The following is a 22,254-nucleotide window of genomic DNA, read 5'->3' as shown; positions in this document are numbered from 1 at the left end:
ATCGACGGTCACCACTACGACGGACACCGCCCGCGTGGCTGCCATGGCTGCGCACCGGTGCCGGGTTTATGGCCAATGCCGCTCGCGTCCGGGACGGATCTGGTGGTCTCCGAATAAACGGCAGCCACGGGACCTTCCCGGTGAGCCCACGTTGCACCTGGACCGCCGGTGACCCCGGACGGCCGTGCGCAGTAGCCACACAATGCCCTTTCTGCCACCAAGCGAGAACCGGACAGCATCGATCCTTTTCGTGCTCGTGACCAGGCGACGACTCATACACTCGGTAGCGATTCGTCGAATCGAGCGCAACGGGGGCCAACGTCCCTGAACCTGAGTCCCTTCGCATCTCCCTCGGTGCCCCGTCGAGGCGCGACGATGATGTGGTGGCAGGGGCCGTGGCCGATCCGGCAGCGGCCTTCCACGGCATTCGAGATGGACACCTGTGATGACCGGACTTGGCCCGTTGGATTCGGGATTTATCGAACTGGAGGACACCGATCGGCACGTCAGCGCCGGAATCGGGGCGGTGGCGGTGCTCGCGGGCGTCCCACCCTCGCGGGCGGAGTTCGCCGCAGCGCTTACCGAACACTTGAACGTGGATGCCCGGTTGCGACAGAAAGTGCGTAGGGCTCGATGGGATCTCACCGCGCCCGTGTGGGTCGATGATCTGCATTTCGATCTGGCACATCATCTCCGGTGGACCGCCTTACCCGATCCCCGTGACGAGGCCACGCTGCACGAGCTGATCGCGACAGAGATGGAGGAACGTCTCGATCGCGATCACCCGCTGTGGCAGTGCATCGTCGTCGAACATCTCGCAGGCGATCGCTGGGCGTTGATCGTGAAAGTGCACCACAGCATGGTCGACGGTATTTCGGGGATCACCTTGTTCGAGCGGCTGTGTGATTCGCCGCGACAGCAAGTCGCGCCCCTTCCACAGTCTGTGGACAACAGGTCGCGCGACTGGCGCGGCTTGCTGGTCAAGGGACTGCGGTTACCGATCGATGTGCCACGCGCGGTGTTGGAGACAGTGCGCGGTGCGGTCCCGATAGTGCTGGAAGCGGTGCTACCGGCAGCGGGCTCCTCGCTCATCGGACCGATCGGACGACAGCGCCGGTATGCGGTGGCACGCACGTCCCTGCCGGAGGTCAAGGAGATCGGAGTCGCATTCGGGGTGACTGTGAACGATGTCGCGCTCGCCGCGGTCGCTGCCGCGTTCCGTGCGGTACTGCTGCAACGCGGCGAGCAGCCGACGGCCGATATGCTGCGCATCCTCGCACCGGTGTCGGTGCGCGCCAAGGACGCGAAAGATATTCTCGATAACAGGGTTTCAGCTGTGCTGCCATTGCTGCCGATCGAATTGGAAGATCCGGTCCAACAACTGAGCGCTGTGCACACGCGAATGGCCGAGCACAAGGCCAGCGGCTCAGCCTCGGCGGCGAATTCGGTGTTTGCCTTGGCTTCTCGGCTGCCGTTCGCGCCGCTCGCTTGGACTGTTCGGCTCGTCTTGCGGCTACCGCAGCACAGCATCGCCGGCCTGGCCACGAATGTGCCGGGTCCGAAACAACCGTTGTATCTGCACGGCAGGGAAGTGTTGGAGATCCTCCCCTATGCCCCGATCGCGGTGCGTTTGCGGACCGGCATCGCCATCCTGAGCTACCGCGACCAGTTGGTGTTCGGCATCACCGGTGACTACGACACCACTCCCGACATCGACATGATCGCCCAGGGGATCCAGCGCGCGACCGAACAGCTGCTCGCTCGGGCTCGTGACGCGGCGCCGCAGCACTGATGCGCCGACCGCGGGAGGCTTACCGATGATCGAATTCGACGGACTCACCAAGTACTACGGGCGACAGCCCGCGCTCGTCGATGTCACGCTGAAAGTCCCTGCCGGAGTCGTTTTCGGCTATCTTGGGCCCAACGGCGCGGGCAAGACGACCACCATCCGAATCCTGGTCGGTCTCATGCGGCCGACCAGGGGAACTGCCCGCGTGCGCGGCGCTGACACGGTGCGCGAGCGTGAGGTCGCGCAGCGTCATATCGGTTATCTGCCTGGACAATTCGTCGCCTATCCAGATCTGACCGCCGAGCAGTATCTGCGTTACCTGGCCGCGCTGCGCGGCGGCGTCGATCCCGCTGTTCGTGACGCCATGATCGAGCGGCTGGATCTGGATCCCTCACAGCGCATCGGTGCGATGTCACACGGCAACCGGCAGAAGGTCGGCATCGTGCAGGCATTCATGTTCGAGCCGGACCTGCTGGTGCTCGATGAGCCGACAACCGGGCTCGATCCGCTGGTGCAGCGCGAATTCCTGGGCATGGTCCGAGAGGCGCGCGCCGCCGGGCGGACGGTGTTCCTTTCCTCACACGTGTTGTCGGAGGTGCAGGCCGTTGCCGACACGGTGGGGATGCTGCGCGAAGGACAGTTGATCGCGGTGCGGTCGGTGGCCGAGCTGACCAAGCAGGCGTTCCATCGCATCGACCTCACCTTCGCGGGCGAGCCACCGGACTCGGACGTATTGCGTGGGATCGCGGGCGTCCGGCGGGCCGAACGCAACGCCGTCGCGGTGCATGTCGAACTGGAGGGTTCGACCGCCGATTTGGTGAAGGCGGTCGCACCCTACGACGTGGTCGACATCGTCAGCCACGAACCGGATCTCGAAGAGGTCTTCCTCACCTACTACGGACAGGAGTGACGGGCCGTGTTGCGCAACGTCTATCTGAAGAGCCTGCGCGATCAGCGTCGTGGACTGATCGGTTGGAGCCTCGGCATCGTCGCGCTCGTACTGCTGGAAAGCGCGTTGTGGCCGTCGATCTCGGATATGGCGGGACTGCGCGAATTCTTGGACAGCTACCCGGAGCCGCTGCGCAAGCTGTTCAACATGGACGCATTTGTCACCGGCACCGGATTCCTGAATGCAGAGCTGTTCAGCATGCTGCTGCCGATCCTGTTTCTGGTGTTCGCGATAAGCCGCGGCGCCCGAGCGATCGCAGGCGAAGAGGAGCGCGGCACACTCGAAGTGCTACTGGTGACCAAGCTGTCGCCGATACGTCTCGCACTGGAGCAGGCCGCGCTGCTTGCCACCACGGCGGGTGCACTCGGGATCGTGCTTTTCGGTGCGCTCGTGGTGTGCTCGGCGGTCTTCGGTCTCGGCGTCGGAATCGGGGCAGCATCGACGGGTGCGCTGGCGATGGTGCTGCTCGGTGTCGAGTTCGGCTGGATCGCGCTGGCCATCGGTGCGGCGACCGGCAACCGGATCGTCGCGCTCGCAGTCGCGTCGGTGCTCGCCGTCGGCGCGTACGTGCTCTACGTGGCGAGCAAGCTGGTCGATGCCATGCAGCCGTGGGGCCCGGCGTCGCCGTTTCATCAGGCGATCGAGGGCGGGCCGATGGGAGCCGGATTACCGGCGGCATATGGATATCTGGTCGCGGCAGGCGCGGTGGTCCTGCTGGCCGCACTGCCGGTTTTCGACCGGCGTGATATCGCCGGAGTGTGATGCACCTCGGGCCTCGGGGTAGGGGAATTCGGTCTCGAGCGGCCATATGTCCGGTCAACCGTGTGGTCGTCGCGACCGGATCATCATCGTCCGCACTCGGCTCACCTTTCGACTCGGTTCGGCGGTCCGGCTCGCGCCGAGCATGGTCGTCGCCTACGAGGCGGACGACTTCGACCCGATCCGGCGACTCGGGTGGTCGGTGGTGGTCACCGGACTCGCCCGCGAGTCACCGATCCCGCCCGGATCGCCGAGTTCGAGCAACGGCTGCGACCGTGGGTCGACTCCGTCACGGACACGGTGATCGAGATCGAACCGAGCATCGTCACCGGCATCAGACTTGTCGAGAACGAAAGGTAGGCCCAAGCATCGGGCCCGCGATGATCACGAACCTGCTCACCGAGGGCAATCTGCCGTCCTATCACCGGGAGATAGCCGAGAACTGCTCCAGCGACGGCCTTCGGCCCGCTCCTTGATGCCGAGCAGCATCTTCCGTTCCATGACCCAGCTGCCCGGTTCCATGATCATCCAGTTGAACAGCCGAGTGGGCATGGTGGCATCGGGGGTCGCGATGCGGTTGCGGCTGACCAGCCGAACGCCATTCGTCGCAGGGTAGAGCCCGAACGCCCACACCCAGCGGCCGTCTTCGGAGGCGAACACCAGCGTCCGTTCGGGGTCGAGGATCGCCACACGCATACGCGGCCCCTTGGCGCCGAGTGCGAAAACGTCACCGACGGAGAGGCTCTGGAACTCGGGGAGAATGGTGTTCGCGCTGTGCATATCGAGGCCCAGCAGGTTCTCGATCCAGTCATAGGTATACGCACCGCCACGACCGGGTCCGAGTTGGACCAGCCACGGCCAGACCTGTTCCGGTCCCGCGGCAATGGCGATCGCCCGGGTGGCGACGATATCCGGTTCGGCAAGCAATTCGTCACCTGGCATGGTTCGTGTCACCTCGTCGCTGGTTGCGCCCCAGGTGAGGCGCCATCGGCGCGCGATCACCTGGGAGCCGACCGCGAGTCCCGCCGCATATGTCGCGATCCCGATCGCGCATGCCGTCGTTGTTTTCATACTCGATACGTTCCGCCGAATCACGGTGCGGGCACAGGGCACTTCGGCAGCGAGGGCAACGACCTTTGTCGCATGCGCGTTGCCCGGACGAGGTACCACGAGTGGTACCTCACTGCACCCGCAGTGGTCGTGTGCGATGCCAGCTGTCGGTCGGCAAGGCGTCTTTCGTTGTCCAGCAGGCTGATTCGCTACGTTCGGGGCTCGGTGTAGACATCGGCGACTGGGCGGCGAGGGGTTGGCGGGGGTTCGGTGTCGTCGGGGGAAGTGCCCACGCGGATCACGACTTGAGGCAGTGCGGGGTGGGGGAGGAAGCCCGCGATCGTCGTGCGGCCGGTCGGGAGTTCGGTGATGTGGGTGAGCGCGCAGGTTGCCAGTCCGGCTGCGGTGCAGGCCAACAGCACAGCCGACAGCGCCTCACCGGTGTGGAGCCACGCCGGTTTGGATTCGCTTGCCGAGCTCAGTACCACCAGTCTGGAGCGGTCATCCAGCGCGGCTCGGCGGGTCGAGTGCGGCACCGAGGGGAACGTGCGTGCGACGTCGACGTGGGCGGATTCGGCATCTGAGGGCAGGGCGTTCGGCGGAACACCCTCCGGCATGTCGTGATGACCGGCCCACCACTGCAGTTCGGTTTGATACATCATGTCGTACTGACGAGTGGCTGACGAGTGGTCCGAAGCAGCGGCCACCCGTTGTCTGGCGTCATCGTCGAGCACGTCGAGTTCGATGTCGTGCGGTGAGGTCAGCATCCGCAGTTCAGGCAGAATCCGCGCGAAACCGTCCGGCTCGAGCATCGGCAGCCGGTCGGTGTATCGATGGTCGATGGCGCGTGCTCGCTCGGCGATTCCGGCGGGCGGGTCGGGCCACGGGCGGAAGTCGATGGCAGCCAGGTGCCAGGGCTGAGCCGGGTCGGGCATACGTACGGTATCGGTGTGCCAGCCGTGTGCGGCGAACGCGGTGCGGGCGTGATGGAGTGCGGCACCGCAACTGATCACCAACTGCCGCGCGTTCGGGTCGGCCGAGGTCAGGCACCGATCTATATCGCCGTACAAATGCAGTCGGGTGCCGTCGAACACCCAGCGCCAAGGCTGGGTGTTGTGCACTGAGGGTGCTCGGCCGGCGAGGCGGATCGCCGCCAGCATCGTCCGATGATCCGGTACGGAGGTTACGGAAGAACTGTGGCTTGCGGTCATGGTGTCGAGTCTCGTCCGGTCGGGTGCTACGGAATATGGGCCTTCCGCCTGTTGCGGCGGGCCGATGGTCACCCGTGCCGGGTGACCGGAGACACCGGTGCTGTCCGGCAGGGATTCAGTCTTCCTGGCGGGCGATGATGATCGGGATGTCGGTGCCGTGCAGTACGGCTTGGCCAACCGAACCGAGGGTCATGCCGGCGAATCCGCCGCGGCCGTGGCTGCCGACGACGATCAGTTGCGCGTGCTCGGACTCGGCGAGCAGCCGTCTGGCGGGGTGATCTTCGACAACCACGCGCCGCACTATGACATCGGGATACTGTTCGGCGAATCCTGCCAGGCTCTCGGCAAGCACTCCTGCCGCCTGTTCCTGGAGTTCGGTGCGAGAAAGGTACCGGTTGAACTCCGACCAGGTGTGCACGGCCACCAGTTCGACCCCGCGGTGGGATGCCTCGTCGAAGGCGATCGCGATGGCTGCCATGCTGCACGGTGATCCGTCGACGCCGACCACCACACCACCGGAGAGCCGATCGGGCATGCGGTTGTCGGTCGCGGGGACAGCCACCACCGGGCATTGCGCGTGCCGAGCCAGCGCGGTGCTCACCGAACCGAGCAGCCCACGCCGGAAAGCACCTTTGCCCGTTGTGCCGACCACAAGCAGCCGTGCCTCCTTCGAACGGTTCACCAGTACCGGAATCGGCGGCGCTTCGACGACGAAGGTGGAGATAACAGCATCATCGACGAGCGTGGCGGCCTCGGCCGCGGACTTCTCAGCGGTAGCGAGAGTTTCGGCGCCGGCCTCGCGGAAAGCATCATCGATGATCGGCGCGAAGCCGAGACCCGGTCCATAGTCGATCGGCTGCCCGATCGCCGAAACCAAGTGCAAGGGGGTGTGATGTGCGGCTGCCTCGGCAGCGGCCCAGCGCACCGCACCAGCGGCGGCACGGGAACCGTCAACACCGACGACGATCGGCGGATTGATCTTGGAACCGGACATGATTTGCCTTGCCTTCCAATGGATTCGGTGCGGTATCCGACTATCGTGAGGGCCCCCGTCCGGGCGGATCGACGGGTCCACGCTCTCCACCTCGATAACGGGCTCGAGGCTTCGACAACGTCCGATATCGGAGTCATCGGCGCACCGTCCTCAGCATGGGTTCGAACGCACCGCGATCCACAGTGTCGAACGGCACCGGGCGAAGGGTATTTCGGCCACCTGGAACCCGATGCGGCACCGGCCGTCCGAACATGGTCGGTCGGCGCGATTACCGGGCCTTTCGGCCCTTTCTGTGGCCTACCCCGGTTTGCGAGCGTGACATGCACATCCCCACCGATGCGGAGAACTCGAGATGCCGACCCGACACCCTGATCGCGACACCTTGTTTGCCGCTCTCACTCGCGGTGCGTGCGCCGTCGGTGCACAGCACCCGGCCATGGCAGTGGCGGCCGGCGATAAGTCGGTGTACTTCGGCACTCATGCGGCCGCGCAAGGCGTTCTCGCGCGGAACGCCGCTGTCGCCGTCGAAAGGAGAAGATCATGTATTGGCACGAGGGAGCAATGAACGGCTGGATGTTCGTCGTGATGCTGCTCATCGTCATCCCGCTGTGGTTCGCCGTGATCGCCGCGATCGTCGTGGTGCTGCGCGCATCGAGCAGCCCTTCTCGATATTCGCTCCCGCCCACCGGAAATCGCTCTCCCGCAGGCATTTTGGCTGAGCGGTTCGCGACCGGTGAACTCGACGAGACCGAATATCGACGTAGGCTAGCGGTGCTCGGTGGTGATGCCCCGACCGGAGAGGTGCGCTCACCGGCCCGCGTCGACATTCACGAACAGGACCGACCATGATGGAGGGCACCGATCCGTCACACTCTGCGATCGATGCTCCCATCGTGGTCGCCGTAGACGGCTCGGCCATTTCCTATCACGCCGCAGCATGGGCGGCGGTAGACGCCGCAGTTCATCGCTGCCACCTGGAGATCGTGATGTCGTACACGGTCCCGTTCGGATTCGGCCCGACCGCGGCACCACCCGACGATGTGCGTCGAATGCGCACCGAATCCGAGCGGGTACTCACCGGGGCAACCTGGGCGGCGCGGGCGGCGGCGCCGGACGACGTGCTCGCTATATCCACTTCGATGCTTGGCCAGCCGGTTATTCCTTGGCTGATAGAGCGGTCGAAGCGGGCCAGGATGTTGGTTGTCGGCAGCCGTGGGCTCGGTGCAGTACGTCGCGAGGTACTCGGCTCGGTGGCCCTCGCGGCGACCCGGCACGCGCACTGTCCGGTCACCGTGGTGCATACCACCTCGGCCTCCGACGCGATATCGGCATGCAAACCGGTCCTGGTCGGTGTCGACGGAACCCATAACAGCGTGGCGGCCATCGAACTGGCCTTCGAGGAGGCATCACGGCGCAAGGTGGGTCTCATCGCCCTGCACTCCTGGAGAGACACGAGCGGCCCGCAGCTGCCCGCGTTCGATTGGGGCGGCATCGAGGACGCAGAAGACGCACTGCTCGCCGAGAGCCTGGCCGGTTGGGTGGAACGGTATCCAGATGTCTCCGTTCGCCGAGTTCTTGTATGCGACCAGCCGGCTCGTTCGTTGCTGAGGGAATCCGAGAACGCACAGCTGGTTGTGGTCGGCAGCCATGGACGCGGCGGCTTCGCCGGCATGCTTGTCGGTTCGACCAGCGCCGCGTTGTTGCATTCGGTGCAATGCCCTCTCACCGTGGTACGCGAGCGCTGAGATAGCTCGCACCCATTACGCGACGTAAAGGGCGATCGTGATATGCCGCGTAGCTCGCCAGCTCAGCTGAGCCAGCAGCGCCATCCTCGGAAGCGAACGGTCAAGCCCAAACGCGTGGTGTAGCGGGGATGGTCACCGGTGATCCGGCTTTCATTAGGCGGTGAGAGCTGCGGGGGTGGTCTCCTCCTGTTCGGTGGGGTCGGTGGTGTCACGTGAGCGGGCCAGGACATCGAGTCCGAGGTAGCGGCGGCCTTCGATCCATTCGTCGTGCTGTTCGGCCAGGACGGCCCCGACGAGACGGATGATGGCGGTGCGGTCGGGGAAGATGCCGACGACGTCGGTGCGGCGCCGGATTTCCTTGTTCAACCGTTCTTGAGGATTGTTCGACCAGATCTGGCGCCAGATCTGTTTGGGGAAGCTGGTGAACGCAAGCAGGTCGGCGCGGGCCGCATCGAGGTGACCGGCCACCTTCGGCAGTTTTTCGGTCAAGGCGTCGAGCATCCGATCATATTGTGCGGCAACCGATTCCGGGTCGGCTTGATCGAAGACTGAATGCAGCAACGTGCGAACCCAGGGCCACGATGCCTTCGGTGTGATCGACATGAGATTGACCGTGTAGTGGGTGCGGCAGCGCTGCCAGGAGGCGCCGGGAAGGGTGGCGCCGATCGCGGCCACCAGTCCGGCGTGGGCGTCGCTGGTGACGAGGCTGACCCCGGACAGGCCGCGGGCGACCAGGTCGCGGAAGAACGCCAACCAGCCCGCGCCGTCTTCGCCGCTGGTGACCTGGATGCCCAGGATTTCGCGGTAGCCATCGGCGTTGACGCCAGTCGCGACCAGGGTGTGGACATTGACCACGCGGCCGTTCTCGCGGACCTTCAACACCAGGGCATCGGCAGCGACGAACGTGTAGGGCCCCTGGTCGAGCGGGCGGGTGCGGAACGCCTCGACCTGCGCGTCCAAGTCGGCGGCCATGATCGAGACCTGTGATTTGGAAAGCTTTGTGACACCGAGTGATTCGACAAGGCGCTCCATCCGTCGGGTGGACACACCGAGCAGATAGCAGGTCGCCACCACAGAGGTCAGGGCCCGTTCGGCGCGTTTGCGGCGTTCGAGCAGCCAGTCCGGGAAATACGTGCCCTGGCGCAGTTTCGGGACCGCCACGTCGATCGTGCCGACCCGAGTGTCGAAGTCGCGGTGGCGGTAGCCGTTGCGGTGGTTGACCCGATTCTCGCTGCGTTCGCCGTAGCCGGCACCGCACACAGCGTCGGCTTCGGCGCCCATCAGTGTCTGGATGAACGTCGAGAGCATGTTCCGCAGCAGGTCAGGGCTGGTGACAGCGAGTTGGTCGGACAGCATCTTGCCCGGGTCGATAGGCTGGACAGAGGTCATCGCGTGAAACTTCCTTCTCATGACTTGGTAGGTCTTCTGAAGGATCACGCGGTGACCATCCCATTCACGGTTACGACACACCCTTGCGCTGCAAGGGCGTTCAGTTCGTACACCATCTTGATGGACTCAACCGAAGCGAACACCAGGGCACGTTCCAGGTCGAGGACTGCCGCTCGTGGCGAGTGCCGGCGTGGCCTTCTTTTGTGGCGTCCTACACTTCGGGATCCATCACACAGCCACGCAGGATCGCCACGCCCCACCACAACAGCCGGACCGCAAGACCGAAGTAGATCAGGACAGCGATGTACAACAAGTCCGCGCCGTAGTCGTGGGCCCAATCGGGCAGCAGCACGACAAATGCCACGAGCATCCCGATCAGCATGATCGAGGCCATCACCACAGCGGGAACCGCCAGCGGCAAGGCATCCGGGTCCGGTGCACTGCGGGGAAACAGACGGGGTGACATAGCAAACAGCCTGCTCGAGCGGTTGATCTGACGCGAGGGCACTGCTACCCGCAAGCGAGGGGCGAATGTCCCTGTGTCAGTGTGGCCTCAGTCCACCTGGTCGGTGGAAGTGGGCATATCGAGTATCTCGGCGAGCGGGCGGCGCGGCGTCTCCGGGGCGTTCTGCGCGGATTCGGGCGCCGAGCCGACACGGACCAGCACTTGCGGCAAGCCGGAGCCATTGATCAGCGTGCGGACAAGTGCGCGGCTCTGTGGTACTTCGGACATGTGGGTCAGGGGGCACGTCGCGTATCCCGCGAGGGTGCATTCCAGCAGTACCGTGGACAGGACCTCGCCACAGCGCACCAGTTCGTCGGGGGTGTCGCCGTGGGTGGAGAGCACGAGTATCACCGAATGGTCGGCGGTCGTCTCACCGCGACGCGGTGCCCCGGTGGCGGTGGGGAACTGGCGACCTACGTTGACTCGTTGACGTTCCTCCGAGGAGATGAGCGCCTCGCGGGGGACGCCGGCATTGCCGATGACGTGGCCGGTCCACCACTGTAGTTCGGCGTGGTAGCCGGCGTCGTAGCGGCGCAGGGATGCGGTCATCTCCGAGGCGCGGGCCAGAGCGGGGCGGCTGTCGTCGTGCAGCACGTCGAGGGTGGCGTCGGCCTGATCGAAGGTGCTCCGCAATATGGTTTCGAAATCGGACCATCCGGTGGGTTCGGCGAACGGCAGCCGGTCGGTGTGCCGGCGCCGGATGGCGTCGGCACGGGTGCGGTCGGCATCTGTCACGAAGTGTGCCGGTTGGAACGTGATGGCGGCCAAGTGATCGCGACGGTTCGGGTTCGGGAAACGGGCGACGTGAATACGCCAACCGGCCGCGGACATGGCCGCACGGAAATGGCCCAGCGTGATACCACAGCTGATCAGCATCTGGCGGCCGGAAGGGTCGGTGGCCGGGAGTCTGCGTTCGGGTACGGCGAACAGCTGTAGCGCGTGGCCGTCGAATGTCCAGTGCCAGGGCTGGCTGTTGTGCAGCGACGGCGCCCGGCCAGCGAGCAGGACGGCCGTCGCGATGGTTTCTCCGGTGGGTAGCTGATTCATATCGCTGACCGTATGTCTGCCACGCCGATGGAGGAGGAGTCGTTGGTCCCGGATCTTGTCGCTGGGTGGCCCCTACGCCCGGCGGCTTTTGCGGACTTTTGCCCCTGGACGGGACGGATCGGCTCGTTCAGGCTGGGAGACGTGGGCAACGGTGCGCCGGGGACGCCGCAAATCGATTCGCGCCGCCACGACGCGGTGATCTTCGATATGGACGGGGTGGTGACCGATAGCGCGTCGATGCATGCCGCGGCGTGGACGGAATTGTTCGATGACTTCCTCACCCGGCGGCCGGCCGGCGCCGGACAAGACCGGTCGCCGTTCACCGAAACCGACTATCTGCGCTTCGTGGACGGCAAACCTCGCTATCAGGGCGTGGCGGACTTTCTTGCCGCACGAGGTATCACCTTGCCGTGGGGCACTGCCAGTGATTCGGAGGCGGCCGTAACCGTGTGCGGGCTCGGTAATCGAAAGGATCGCCTGTTCCTCGATCGCATCGCGCGTGACGGTGTCCGGGTGTTCGCATCTACCGCCGATCTCGTTCGCCGATTGAACGCCGCAGGAATCGGCACCGGCGTGTTCTCCGCCAGTCGGCACTGCGCGCAGGTGCTCACTGCAGCCGGTGTCGCCGACTTGTTCGCGGTCCGGGTGGATGGGAACGATGCCGAAGCGTTGCGCCTGCGGGGAAAACCAGATCCAGCGATGTTGGTCGAGACCGTGCGCCGACTGGCGGCCGAGCCAGATCGGACGGTGGTCGTAGAGGATGCCGAGGCAGGTGTTGCGGCCGGCCGAAGTGGGGGCTTCGCGCTGGTCATCGGGGTGGATCGCAACGAGAACGCGGATCGGCTACTGACACGCGGAGCCGATGTCGTCGTCGATGACCTCTGCCGGGTGCGGTTGCGCGGAGGCTTCCGGCGGATGTCGGAGGTTTCGGATGTCATCGAGCGCTGGCCGCATATCGCTGATCTGCTGAGCACCGAGAAGGTTGCGGTACTGCTGGATTTCGACGGCACCCTGGCCGATATCGTCGCCGACCCCAGCAACGCGAAACTCGTCGATGGCGCGGCAACCGCGCTGCGAAGGTTGGCCGCGCAGTGCCCGGTCGCAGTCGTCAGCGGACGTGATCTTGCCGATGTGCGTGACCGCGTCGGCGTCGCCGGAATCTGGTACGCGGGCAGCCACGGCTTCGATCTGATGGCCCCGGACGGCACCCGTCACGTGCACGACGCCGCGCCCGGCGCCGAGGAGACACTCACTGCGGCGGCCGACGAACTGCGGTGTCGATTGCGGGGTGTCACGGGAGTTCTGGTCGAGCACAAGCGGTTCGCGGTCGCCGTCCATCACCGCAATGTCGCGGCCGAAGACGTAGACGGAGTGGTCGCCGCAGTACACGAGGTGGGGCGCACAGCAGGGCTGCGCGTGACCTATGGCCGTCGCGTCGCCGAACTACGACCGGACGTCGACTGGGACAAGGGCACTGCACTGCGCTGGATCCTCGACCATCTCACCCTGCCGGTGTTGCCGATCTATCTCGGGGACGACCTGACCGACGAAGACGCCTTTGACGCCGTCGAATCCGACGGGCTCGGCATCGTGGTGCGTCACGACGAGACCGGCGACAGGCACACCGCCGCCCGGTTCGCGGTCGACGGCCCGCGCGAGGTTCGCGACTTCCTCGATCGGCTGGTGCTCCAGCTGCACGCTGAAACCCTTGCGGCTGCGCCGGACTCGTGGACGCTCACCTTCGACGGCTACGACCCGGCGCAAGAGAAACTTCGCGAGTCGCTGTGCACGGTCGGCAACGGCTACTACGCCACCCGCGGCGCGGCGCCGGAATGCGTACCCGGAGCGGTCCACTATCCCGGAACTTACGTCGCCGGGGTGTACAACCGGCTTTCCGACGAGATCGACGGGCACGTCGTCGACAACGAAAGCCTGGTGAATCTGCCGAATTGGCTACCTGTGACGTTTCGGATCGAGCGCGGTGACTGGTTCGACCTCGATACCGCCGACCTGCTGGGTTACCGGCAGCAACTGGATCTGCGCCGCGCCGAATTCGTGCGGCAGTTCCGTTTCCGTGACACCTCGGGGCGAATCACCGCGGTGACTCAGCGCCGGTTCGCCGCCATGCACCGGCCGCACCTGGGCGCGATGACGACGACGATCACTGCTGAGAACTGGTCGGGGAAGCTGACCATCCGTTCGGCGATCGACGGCGCCGTGCGCAATCAGCTGGTGGCGCGATATCGGGACCTGTCGAATGTCCATTCGGTGACCGAGCGTGCTGCCCACCTGTCCGAGGATTCGGTGCTGCTCGCAGTGCAGACCGTCACCTCGGGCATATCGGTGGCCGTCGCGACGCGCAGCAGTCTGCGACACGGGCAGGAGCCTGTCGACGCCACGGGCGCAGCGATCCATCGAGACGGCCGGATCGGGCACGACTTCACCGTCGATGTCGCCGCCGGGGACACGGTGACCCTGGAAAAGATAGTCGCTGTATACACCGGACGTGACCGTGCGGCCGCGGGACCCCAGGAGGAGGCAGCGCGCTGGATCGACGCCGTCGGCGGCTACGCGGATCTGTTCGCCGGACATACCGTGGCGTGGGAGCATCTGTGGGCACGGCTGCGGATCGACCTCGATGGCACGCCGAACGCGACGCGGATCGTGCGGCTGCATCTGCTGCACCTTGTGCAGACATTGTCACCGAATACCGCGGATATGGATGTGGGCGTGCCAGCGCGCGGATTACACGGTGAGGCGTATCGCGGACACGTGTTCTGGGACGAACTATTCGTCTTCCCGGTACTGAATCCACGCTTTCCCGACGTGACCCGATCGCTGCTGCGGTACCGCTATCGCCGCCTGCCCGAGGCCCGTCGGGCGGCCGCGGAGGCCGGACTGGTCGGTGCGATGTTTCCCTGGCAGTCCGGAAGCGATGGCCGCGAGGAGAGTCAGCGGCTGCATCTGAATCCGCTGTCCGGGCACTGGAATCCGGACCCCAGCCGCCGCGCGCACCACATCGGAATCGCGATCGCCTACAACGTGTGGCAGTACCACCAGGCGACCGGTGACCTCGAGGTCCTCGTCGAATTCGGCGCGGAACTGCTGGTGGAGATCGCCCGCTTCTGGTCGAGCCTGGCCCGCTACGAAGCGGAGCGCAACCGCTACACCATCCGTGGTGTGATCGGCCCCGACGAGTTCCATTCCGGTTACCCGGACGCGCCCGAAGCCGGTATCGATAACAACGCCTACACCAACGTCATGGCAGCCTGGGTGATCCTGCGGGCAATCGACGCCCTCGACCTGCTGGCCCCCCGCGCGCGGTCGGAATTGCTGGAGAGGCTTTCGGTCCCACCGTCGGAACCCGAGCACTGGCAAGATGTCGCTCGCCGCATGTATGTCCCGTTCCACGATGGAGTCATCAGCCAATTCGACGGCTACGAGCAACTGGCCGAACTGGATTGGGACGACTACCGCCGCCGCTACGGCACAATCCAGCGGCTGGACCGGATACTCGAGGCCGAGGGCGACAATGTCAACCGCTACCGGGCGGCCAAACAAGCCGACGTTCTGATGCTGTTCTATCTGCTCTCGGCCGACGAACTTCGGGAACTGCTCGGGCATCTCGGGTATGAGTTACCCGGCGAGATGATCCCTCGCACCATCGACTACTACCTGTCGCGCACCTCCCACGGCTCCACGCTCAGTGCGCTGGTGCACTCGTGGGTGTTGGCGCGCGCCAACCGCGACCGTGCCGTCGAGTTCTTCGATCTCGTGCTCGAGTCCGACGTCGCCGACATCCAGGGCGGCACCGCCGCGGAGGGGATCCACCTCGGCGCGATGGCGGGCAGTATCGACCTACTACAACGTTGCTTCACCGGGCTCGAGATCCGCCGCGACCGCCTGATCTTCTGCCCGTCCTGGCCGGAGTCGCTCGGCGCCCTGTCCTTCCCGATGATCTATCGCGGCCATCGGCTGACTGTGCGTGTCAGCGGCGAGGCCGTCGAGATCAGCTCGGATCCCGGTTCCTCACCGCCGATCGAAGTCACCTGCCGAGACCAGGTCGCGCAGCTGATGGCGGGAGAGACGGTCCTGCTGCCGATTACCTCGGCAGCAGGCCCAGAGGAGCGCGAGGCGGGATCAGCTCGCCGACCGGGCGATGGTCACCAGCATTTTCGCGCCGTGTAGCACCGCATGACCGACCGAACTGACCGTCATTCCGGCGAAATCGCCGCGCCCGTGGGGCTGCCCACCCCCGGATACTTTCTGCAGTAGCCGGCCAGGCTCTGCGACAGCAATTCCTCGGCTTCTTCGTGCACTTCTGTGAGCCGTCGACCACCACCGGGCCCGAGCCACGCGAGGCCCAGGTTGGCGCGCGGACGCGCAAAGATCAGCGCACGGCTGGAAGCAACGAGCACTCGAAGGCGGCTCACACGGCGGCTGCGTTTTCCGCGTAGGCGACTTGCAATGATGATGTGCAGTTGCTTCAGAGCATGGATTCACGCGCGCCCGTCACGCATGGTGCATGATGCGATCGAGTTCGGTATAGGCGATCCGACCCGCCCAGACACGGGCGCGATCCAGCTCGCCCGGCGCGAGCGGGCCGGTCGTGTCTTCGACGAGGAAATCTACTGGCTGGTCGGCGAGGGTATAGCCCAAGCGCCACAGCCGTTTTGCGATGCCGCGTGCGGCCGAGCCCGGCAACCAGGGAGGTTTGGCGACCTTGGTCCCGAACGCCAAGGCGCGGTGGCCGGGTGACACCAGCGGCGCGGCCCCGAGCCATTCCCGTATGCCGATGTCGATCGCGATCGGCGCGTCGGTGAGCTTGGCGGCGTCGCGTCGCGTCTGCGGGCGGCTGAGCCCGAAGGCGTGGGTGGGTCCGCCGACCACGAGCAGGTGCACCGCCAGGGCAGGCACTTCGGCCGCAGCCACCACGTTCAGCATTTCCACCTCGGCATGCTCGAGCAGCCCTTGTGCGATGGCTTCCGCGACCGCCGCGGTGTTGCCGAACATCGACTCGTAGACAACTCGTGCACGCATGGTTGGCTCCTCTGCGTTGCGCACCGTGGAACCCGAGAATTACGACGTTACGGCGAGCGAAAGTAGGCGCACAGAGCCGAACCGACACTTGCCGTGGGACCTTCGCCCTGTGATCGAGATGCCTTTCTGGGTGACCGACTCCGATTCGGGCCGTCCTCCCGGCAGCCGGTAGGCGACGCTGGCACATCTGCTGCCCGGAATCCAGCAATTCGAGGATTGTCAGCAGGTAGTTGCGGTCGGATCTGCTCGCGGGTGTCACGCGTACCTTGTCCCGCAGTTCATGGCCAATGCGACCGTCGCGGGACTACCACCGGTGGTGGGCGGCGATCGGCATGCGGCAGGACGTGTGGCGGCTACTTGGATCTCCCCTGGGGCGGCTATGCGATTTAACACAGTGTCGGCCAGGGGATTTCCTACAGGTGGCGCGGCTCGGGTTCCGGTTGGCGTGTGCGGTGCGGGTCCAGCCGATGAGCGTGGCCGTGGCGCGGGATGCTCGCCGAACTCGCAGCTACATCTGGCGCAGTATGACCCTGGCCTTCACCTCCGAGGTCGGGTCGTGGGCTCGGCTCGTCGCAATTCCCGCACGACGGCATCGACCGCGCGCGGAACGGCGTCTGCGACTGGCTCGGACAATCCGACACCCAGCTCGAGACACGCCACGTCTACGGCGATGACGACGATCCTGCCTGGGAGTCGGCCGAGGGCGCGGCCTAGTGGCAGCGCGTCATGGATGCCGAGAGTGTGGGAAGAAGCGGCGGTGCCGGCCTGCCGGGGGAGGTCGATGTCGGTGCGGTGGACCCGGCCGGGAACCGAGGGTTCGCAGCGTACAGCGTCGATCACCACGGCAAGCTCCACACCTGCCCAGATATCCAGGAGACTCGTGGGCTCGCCGTCGGAGATGGTTACGAAAACTCCTGGTATGCCGAGTTTTTCGATTCGGGAAGCGACAGCCGAACCGACTCCGTCATCACTGCGGTACTCGTTGCCGACGCCGATGACGACGGCCCAGGGCCCGGTCATCGGCGCACCACATCGATGTCCAGGAAGTGCGCCGAGCAGGAGATGCAGGGATCGTAGTTACGGATCGCGCGTTCACAGACGGCGGCCAGCGCGGCGTCGTCGAGGTCGAGATTGTCCGAGACGGCGCGTCGCAGATCGTCCTCCATAGCCGCCTGGTTCTGGGATGTCGGTGGGATGATCGTGGCCGAGCGCACGATTCCCTGATCGTCGATGTCGTAACGGTGGTAGAGCAAACCGCGTGGCGCTTCGCTCACGCCGTGGCCGGTTCCGGCGCGGGGCTCGACCGGAACCGCGGTACGGGAGGGGCGTTCGTAGTCAGCGATGAGCGTGAGCGCCTCTTCGATGGCGTAGACGACCTCGACCGCGCGCACCAGGATGCTGCGGAACGGGTTACGGCATTCGGCGCCGAGTCCGATCTCGACCGCGACCTGTCGGGCGATCGGCGACAGCTGGTGGTAGTTCAGCGTGTACCGCGCCAGTGGTCCGGTGAGGTATCGCTCGCCGTCGAGCATGGCGTGCAAGGCGGTGGAGTGCGCTACCTGGTGTTCCCGCACGTGAGCGGGAAGATCGGCCGCAGCGAACCGAAGCCCGGTGCTGGTGTGCACCTCCCCGTTGTCGATGGCGTAGCGGCCCGGTTCGGTCGCGGCAAGCATTTCATATTCGAGTTCCTGCTCGGGAAATTCGAGTTTCGCCGCCCAGCGCGCGGTATCCACCGCGTAATCTCGTGCACGGCATAGTAGTTCGGTCACGGGAGCGAAATCGGCGGGTTCGGGGACCGAGTAGAAGCCGCCGAGCCGGATATTGACGGGATGGATGGCCCGGCCGCCGAGGAGTTCGAGCAGCGCGTTGCCCGCTTTCTTCATCGCCAACCCCTGTTCGACCAGGGTGCGATGGTCGGCGGCGAGCGCGATCGCGTCCGGGTAGCCGAGGAAGTCCGGAATGTGCAGCAGATAAATATGCAAGGAGTGGCTGGAAATCCATTCGCCGCAGTACAACAGACGCCGCAGGTCGGCCAGTGGCCGGTCCAACTCCGAACCACAGAGTTGTTCCAGTGCGTTGCACGCGCTGGTCTGGTAGGCCACCGGACAGATCCCGCAGACTCTGGAGGTGATATCGGGCGGTTCGGTGTAGGCGCGGCCGCGAAGGAATGCCTCGAAGAATCGCGGTGGCTCGTAGATGCTCAGTTCCGCGCTTTCGACGTGCCCATCCGTGACGACCACGCGCAGCGCGCCCTCGCCTTCGACGCGAGCTAGCGAGCCGACCTTCAGCTCCCTACGATGACTCATCGCCGCTCCTGTTCGCGAAGCCTGGCGCGGCCGCGGCGTATGTGGCGAAAACGCGGTCGATGTCACCGGTGTCCATGCCGTTGACGCGCAGGATAGGAAGCAGCGCGTGGATGTTGGGATTGGCCATCGGGCCGAAACAGCCGAAGCAGCCACGATGGTATGCCGGGCACAAGGCGCCACATCCAGCCTGTGTGACCGGCCCCAGGCAGGGGATTCCCTCGGCGACGGTCACACAGGTTGTACCGCGGCGTTTGCACTCGGTACAGACGCTGGTGTTCGGTATGTCCGGCGACCGGCCGGCCAGGAACGCACACAGGGTGTCGAGCAGTTGGCGCCGGTCGATCGGACAGCCACGCAGCTCGAAGTCCACGGGTACGTGCGCCGAGATCGGGGTGGAGGTGGCGAGTGTGGCGATGTGCTCCGGGCTGGCGTAGACCACAGACGTGAATTCGGTGACGTCGGCGAAATTGCGCAGCGCCTGTATGCCGCCGTGCGTTGCACATGCCCCGATCGCTACCAGAATCCTGGATTGCTCGCGGATCTCGGTGATCCGGCGCAGCTCTTCCTGCGTGGTGATCGAGCCTTCGACCAGTGAAACATCGTACGGTCCCGGCTCCATGGCGCTGGAAGCTTCCACGAAGTGAGTGATGCGGAGCCGGCCCGCGAGGGTGAGTAGCTCGTCCTCGCAGTCGAGCAGGGTGAGCTGGCATCCGTCACAGGAAGTGAACTTCCAGACGGCGAGCGTCGGTGTCTTCGTCATAGTTCTCGCACCGCCAGTAGTGGTTCGGCCACTGCGTAGTCGACGATGGGGCCGTCGCGACACAGCAGCAGCGTGCCGAGCTGGCAGTGCCCACATCGCGCGACACCGCACTGCATGTTGCGCTCCAGCGACACTTGGATATCGGTGGCGGGAATTCCCTTGCGCAGCAGGGTCTGCGCGCAAAAGCGCATCATCGGTTCCGGACCGCACAGGAACGCTGTGGCGCGGCCGGGTTCGAATGTCAGGTGGGCCAGTGGCTCGGTGACGAAGCCGACTCGGCCTCCCCAGTTCGGCGCGGGGTGGTCGACGGTCTGATGTAGTTCGATGGAACCGGTCGTCGCCCACAGATCTTGCTCACGGCGGAACAAGATGTCCGCCGGGGTGCGGGCTCCACTGATCACCACGATCCGCCGGTAGTCGCCGCGGGCCGCGACCGCGGCGAGCACAACCGGCCGCAGCGGTGCCAGCCCGATGCCTCCGCCGACGATGACGAGGTCTCCTCCGACCGCCGACGCCAGATCCCATCCGGTGCCGAACGGGCCACGCACACCGATCACGCCGCCGATATCGGTGTCGTGCAGTGCGCCGCTGACCGCGCCGACCACCCGGATCGTGTGCTCCAAGCGATCGTCGCCGGCCGCAGGGTTCCCGCTGATCGAGATCGCGACCTCACCCACCCCGAAGCTGTAGAGCATCATGAACTGCCCGGCCCGAAACCGTTGCGCCGCATCTCGTACCGGTTCCAGGTGCAGTGTCACGGTGTCGGGAGTTTGCGGGGTGCGGCCGACGACTCGATAGGGCAGCATGGTGTCCCCGGACGGTGCCGTGCGGACCTGCGTGTCGACGCTCATCGGCCACCTCGCCCCACCGCGATGCGGGGTGGACCGGCGGTGCACGTTTCGGCGGGGTTCCGGTAGAGGTCGAGCAGCCTGGCCCGGGTGGCTTGCAGTCTGTCGAGGAGTGCCTCGAACAGTGTCAGAGTCAGCGCATGGCCGAAACGCGGATCCGCGGCAGCGAATTCGGCCAGCGTCTCGGCATCGAATTCGACCGCGTCCACCGGTTCAGTGGTCACAGCTCCGAAATGCCACCGGTATGGCGGCACCAGCCACGACCAACCGAGCAAGTCTCCGCTGCCGAGGGTCTGGACGACGACCTCACCTTGCCCCGCCACCTGCGCGTTCAGCAGTATCCGCCCGTCACGGATCAGCCAGCACCGCTGTGCCACTTGACCTTCCACGATGATGCGATGCCCGGCGGGGAACGACACATCACGCCCGGCCTGGGCTAGCGTGCTCAGGTCTCTGCGGCTCAGTTTGTCCAAGCGCGCGAAGGTGGACAACTCATCACTGGTCGGCATGATCGGATTCCTCGGCGAGCTCGGCGAGCCGGGTCACCTCAGCCGTCAGGTCTATCTCGGCCGGGCACCAGGCGATGCAACGTCCACAGCCGACGCATCCCGAGCTGCCGAATTGGTCATACCAGGTGCTGAGTTTGTGGCTGATCCATTGCCGGTAGCGGCTTTCGCCGGATTGTCGCACGCTGCCGCCATGCAGGTTGGAGAAGTCCAGTTCGAAGCACGACGACCAGTGCTCCCAGCGCTCGGCATGATCGCCGGTGAGGTCGGTGACGTCCTCGGTCGTGGTGCAGAAACAGGTGGGGCACACCATGGTGCAGTTTCCGCAGGTGAGGCAGCGGCTGGCGACGTCCTGCCAGTGTGGGGACTCACGGGAGTCGCGAAGCAGTGCGCGAATGTCGACCTCGGGCATCGCACGGCCCATCCTGTCGGCTGCCGCCGACACCGCCGCACGGGCCTGCATGACCTCCGCCGCGTCAGCCGAACGCGCCGTGAGTTCGGCGAGGATCTCGGCGCCGTCTTCGCTGCCCACGTCGACGAGGAATCGGTGCCCCTCGGCGTCGACGCGCTCGGTGAGAGCGAGATCGTATCCGGCCGACACTCCGGGGCCGGTGCCCATCGACGCGCAGAAACACACCCCGCCCGGCTCGGTGCAGTTCACGGCGACGACGAAGAGATCTTTCCGGCGGGCGGTGAACGAGGAGTCGGGATGCGCCCCGCCACCGAGTACCCGCCCCAGGATCGCGATCGAGGCCAAATCGCAGCCGCGGACACCGAGAAACGCGGAGCGCACCGGAACATCCTCGACGGGTTCGGTCTGCAGGTCCGGTCCGATATCGAGAACTTTGCGGCGCGGCGGATGCAAGAACTGCTTCCAGGACCCGGGGCCAGCCGAATGCGCGAACACCGCCTCGTCGGTTCGGCGATGTAACCGATACCGTCCGGGCGCGGTCTCCACGCCCCACCCCGCGGGAAGCCGCGCGCCCGACTCCAGTTCGCCGAGCACGATCGCCCCGTCGCGCACTTGCGGACCGATGACCCGGTATCCGTGCTCACTCAGCACATCCACCAGTCGATCCAGGCCAACGCGATCGATCACCACGGTGTCATTGGGCATTATCAAGGCCTCTGCTCGGTCGGGTGTAGCCGTCCGGCTTCGAGTCTGGCCGGAGTACGAGACGCGCGGCGAGGGACCAAGGTCCCGAATGGCGATGGCCGACGGCATCAGTCCTGGCAGGGACGCTGATCTCGAGGCGCCGCCGGTCCGGGGCAGTTACCCCGGTGTCGGGTCGGTGCCCGGGTTGAGCCGATTGACGCCGGAGCGCCGCCGAACGTCGACGCGTGGATCAACCACGG

At 65.6% G+C, this 22,254-nt stretch carries 20 protein-coding genes; 7 read left to right on the top strand and 13 right to left on the bottom strand.

Features of this window, described 5'->3' with window-relative positions; all coding sequences use genetic code 11:
- Positions 1-445: 445 nt before the first annotated feature.
- Genes OHA42_RS25390 through OHA42_RS25375 form a run of 4 tightly spaced genes read left to right on the top strand, consistent with a single transcriptional unit; the run spans position 446 to position 3,801 of the window.
- Entirely contained in the window at positions 446-1,792 is a 1,347-nt protein-coding gene (locus OHA42_RS25390; RefSeq protein ID WP_406230357.1) for a wax ester/triacylglycerol synthase family O-acyltransferase, read from the top strand.
- 25 nt (positions 1,793-1,817) lie between these two features.
- On the top strand, positions 1,818-2,699 hold the full coding sequence (locus tag OHA42_RS25385; RefSeq protein ID WP_406230356.1) for an ABC transporter ATP-binding protein: 882 nt from the start codon (positions 1,818-1,820) through the stop codon (positions 2,697-2,699).
- Between the two features lie 6 nt (positions 2,700-2,705).
- Complete coding sequence (locus OHA42_RS25380) at positions 2,706-3,500, top strand: ABC transporter permease subunit (protein WP_406230355.1); 795 nt, start codon at positions 2,706-2,708, stop codon at positions 3,498-3,500.
- 46 nt (positions 3,501-3,546) lie between these two features.
- Positions 3,547-3,801 carry a hypothetical protein gene (locus OHA42_RS25375; RefSeq protein WP_406239911.1) on the top strand — a complete coding sequence of 85 codons (255 nt, stop codon included), beginning with the start codon at positions 3,547-3,549 and terminating at the stop codon, positions 3,799-3,801.
- Between the two features lie 92 nt (positions 3,802-3,893).
- Here OHA42_RS25375 and OHA42_RS25370 read toward each other — a convergent pair whose 3' ends face one another.
- The 3 genes from OHA42_RS25370 to OHA42_RS25360 all read right to left on the bottom strand — a co-directional run bounded on the left by OHA42_RS25370 (position 3,894) and on the right by OHA42_RS25360 (position 6,752).
- Positions 3,894-4,568: an SRPBCC family protein gene (locus tag OHA42_RS25370; RefSeq protein ID WP_406230354.1), complete on the bottom strand. Its 675-nt coding sequence runs from the start codon at positions 4,566-4,568 to the stop codon at positions 3,894-3,896.
- Between the two features lie 188 nt (positions 4,569-4,756).
- A complete protein-coding gene (locus OHA42_RS25365) occupies positions 4,757-5,707 on the bottom strand; it encodes an Acg family FMN-binding oxidoreductase (RefSeq protein ID WP_406230353.1) in 951 nt (316 codons plus the stop codon).
- Positions 5,708-5,873: 166 nt separating this feature from the next.
- Positions 5,874-6,752, bottom strand: coding sequence for a universal stress protein (locus OHA42_RS25360; protein ID WP_406230352.1), 879 nt, complete (start codon positions 6,750-6,752; stop codon positions 5,874-5,876).
- Between the two features lie 540 nt (positions 6,753-7,292).
- On the opposite strand from OHA42_RS25360, the gene OHA42_RS25355 reads away from it, so the two are divergent.
- Complete coding sequence (locus tag OHA42_RS25355; RefSeq protein ID WP_406230351.1) at positions 7,293-7,601, top strand: SHOCT domain-containing protein; 309 nt, start codon at positions 7,293-7,295, stop codon at positions 7,599-7,601.
- Positions 7,598-8,497: a universal stress protein gene (locus tag OHA42_RS25350; protein ID WP_406230350.1), complete on the top strand. Its 900-nt coding sequence runs from the start codon at positions 7,598-7,600 to the stop codon at positions 8,495-8,497. The genes OHA42_RS25355 and OHA42_RS25350 overlap by 4 nt, the downstream gene beginning before the upstream one ends.
- Positions 8,498-8,650: 153 nt before the next feature.
- Here the strand turns inward: OHA42_RS25350 and OHA42_RS25345 are convergent, their stop codons facing one another.
- From OHA42_RS25345 to OHA42_RS25335, 3 genes are all read right to left on the bottom strand, one after another.
- Entirely contained in the window at positions 8,651-9,886 is a 1,236-nt protein-coding gene (locus OHA42_RS25345) for an IS256 family transposase (protein ID WP_406230349.1), read from the bottom strand.
- A 211-nt stretch (positions 9,887-10,097) separates the two neighbouring features.
- Positions 10,098-10,352 carry a hypothetical protein gene (locus OHA42_RS25340; protein WP_406230348.1) on the bottom strand — a complete coding sequence of 85 codons (255 nt, stop codon included), beginning with the start codon at positions 10,350-10,352 and terminating at the stop codon, positions 10,098-10,100.
- A gap of 87 nt (positions 10,353-10,439) precedes the next feature.
- The gene (locus OHA42_RS25335; RefSeq protein ID WP_406230347.1) at positions 10,440-11,438 is read right to left on the bottom strand and encodes an Acg family FMN-binding oxidoreductase; all 999 of its coding nucleotides are present in this window, start codon (positions 11,436-11,438) and stop codon (positions 10,440-10,442) included.
- A gap of 207 nt (positions 11,439-11,645) precedes the next feature.
- Here OHA42_RS25335 and otsB point away from each other — a divergent pair, with 207 nt between their 5' ends.
- Entirely contained in the window at positions 11,646-15,626 is a 3,981-nt protein-coding gene (gene otsB, locus OHA42_RS25330) for a trehalose-phosphatase (RefSeq protein WP_406239587.1), read from the top strand.
- A 324-nt stretch (positions 15,627-15,950) separates the two neighbouring features.
- Here the strand turns inward: otsB and OHA42_RS25325 are convergent, their stop codons facing one another.
- The 7 genes from OHA42_RS25325 to OHA42_RS25295 all read right to left on the bottom strand — a co-directional run bounded on the left by OHA42_RS25325 (position 15,951) and on the right by OHA42_RS25295 (position 22,015).
- Entirely contained in the window at positions 15,951-16,478 is a 528-nt protein-coding gene (locus tag OHA42_RS25325) for a flavodoxin family protein (protein WP_406230346.1), read from the bottom strand.
- A 537-nt stretch (positions 16,479-17,015) separates the two neighbouring features.
- The gene (locus OHA42_RS25320; RefSeq protein WP_406230345.1) at positions 17,016-17,498 is read right to left on the bottom strand and encodes a hydrogenase maturation protease; all 483 of its coding nucleotides are present in this window, start codon (positions 17,496-17,498) and stop codon (positions 17,016-17,018) included.
- On the bottom strand, positions 17,495-18,784 hold the full coding sequence (locus OHA42_RS25315; RefSeq protein WP_406230344.1) for a Ni/Fe hydrogenase subunit alpha: 1,290 nt from the start codon (positions 18,782-18,784) through the stop codon (positions 17,495-17,497). The genes OHA42_RS25320 and OHA42_RS25315 overlap by 4 nt, the downstream gene beginning before the upstream one ends.
- A complete protein-coding gene (locus tag OHA42_RS25310) occupies positions 18,771-19,544 on the bottom strand; it encodes an oxidoreductase (RefSeq protein ID WP_406230343.1) in 774 nt (257 codons plus the stop codon). Before OHA42_RS25310 ends, OHA42_RS25315 begins: the two co-directional genes overlap by 14 nt.
- Entirely contained in the window at positions 19,541-20,395 is an 855-nt protein-coding gene (locus OHA42_RS25305; protein WP_406230342.1) for an FAD/NAD(P)-binding protein, read from the bottom strand. Before OHA42_RS25305 ends, OHA42_RS25310 begins: the two co-directional genes overlap by 4 nt.
- Complete coding sequence (locus OHA42_RS25300; RefSeq protein WP_406230341.1) at positions 20,392-20,901, bottom strand: Crp/Fnr family transcriptional regulator; 510 nt, start codon at positions 20,899-20,901, stop codon at positions 20,392-20,394. The genes OHA42_RS25305 and OHA42_RS25300 overlap by 4 nt, the downstream gene beginning before the upstream one ends.
- Entirely contained in the window at positions 20,888-22,015 is a 1,128-nt protein-coding gene (locus OHA42_RS25295) for a 4Fe-4S dicluster domain-containing protein (protein ID WP_406230340.1), read from the bottom strand. Before OHA42_RS25295 ends, OHA42_RS25300 begins: the two co-directional genes overlap by 14 nt.
- Between the last annotated feature and the right edge of the window lie 239 nt (positions 22,016-22,254).

Source organism: Nocardia sp. NBC_01009, assembly GCF_045208035.1.
Taxonomy (GTDB): Bacteria; Actinomycetota; Actinomycetes; order Mycobacteriales; family Mycobacteriaceae; genus Nocardia.
Note: the sequence above shows the minus strand (reverse complement) of the source record. Positions and strands in the feature narration are given on the sequence as shown.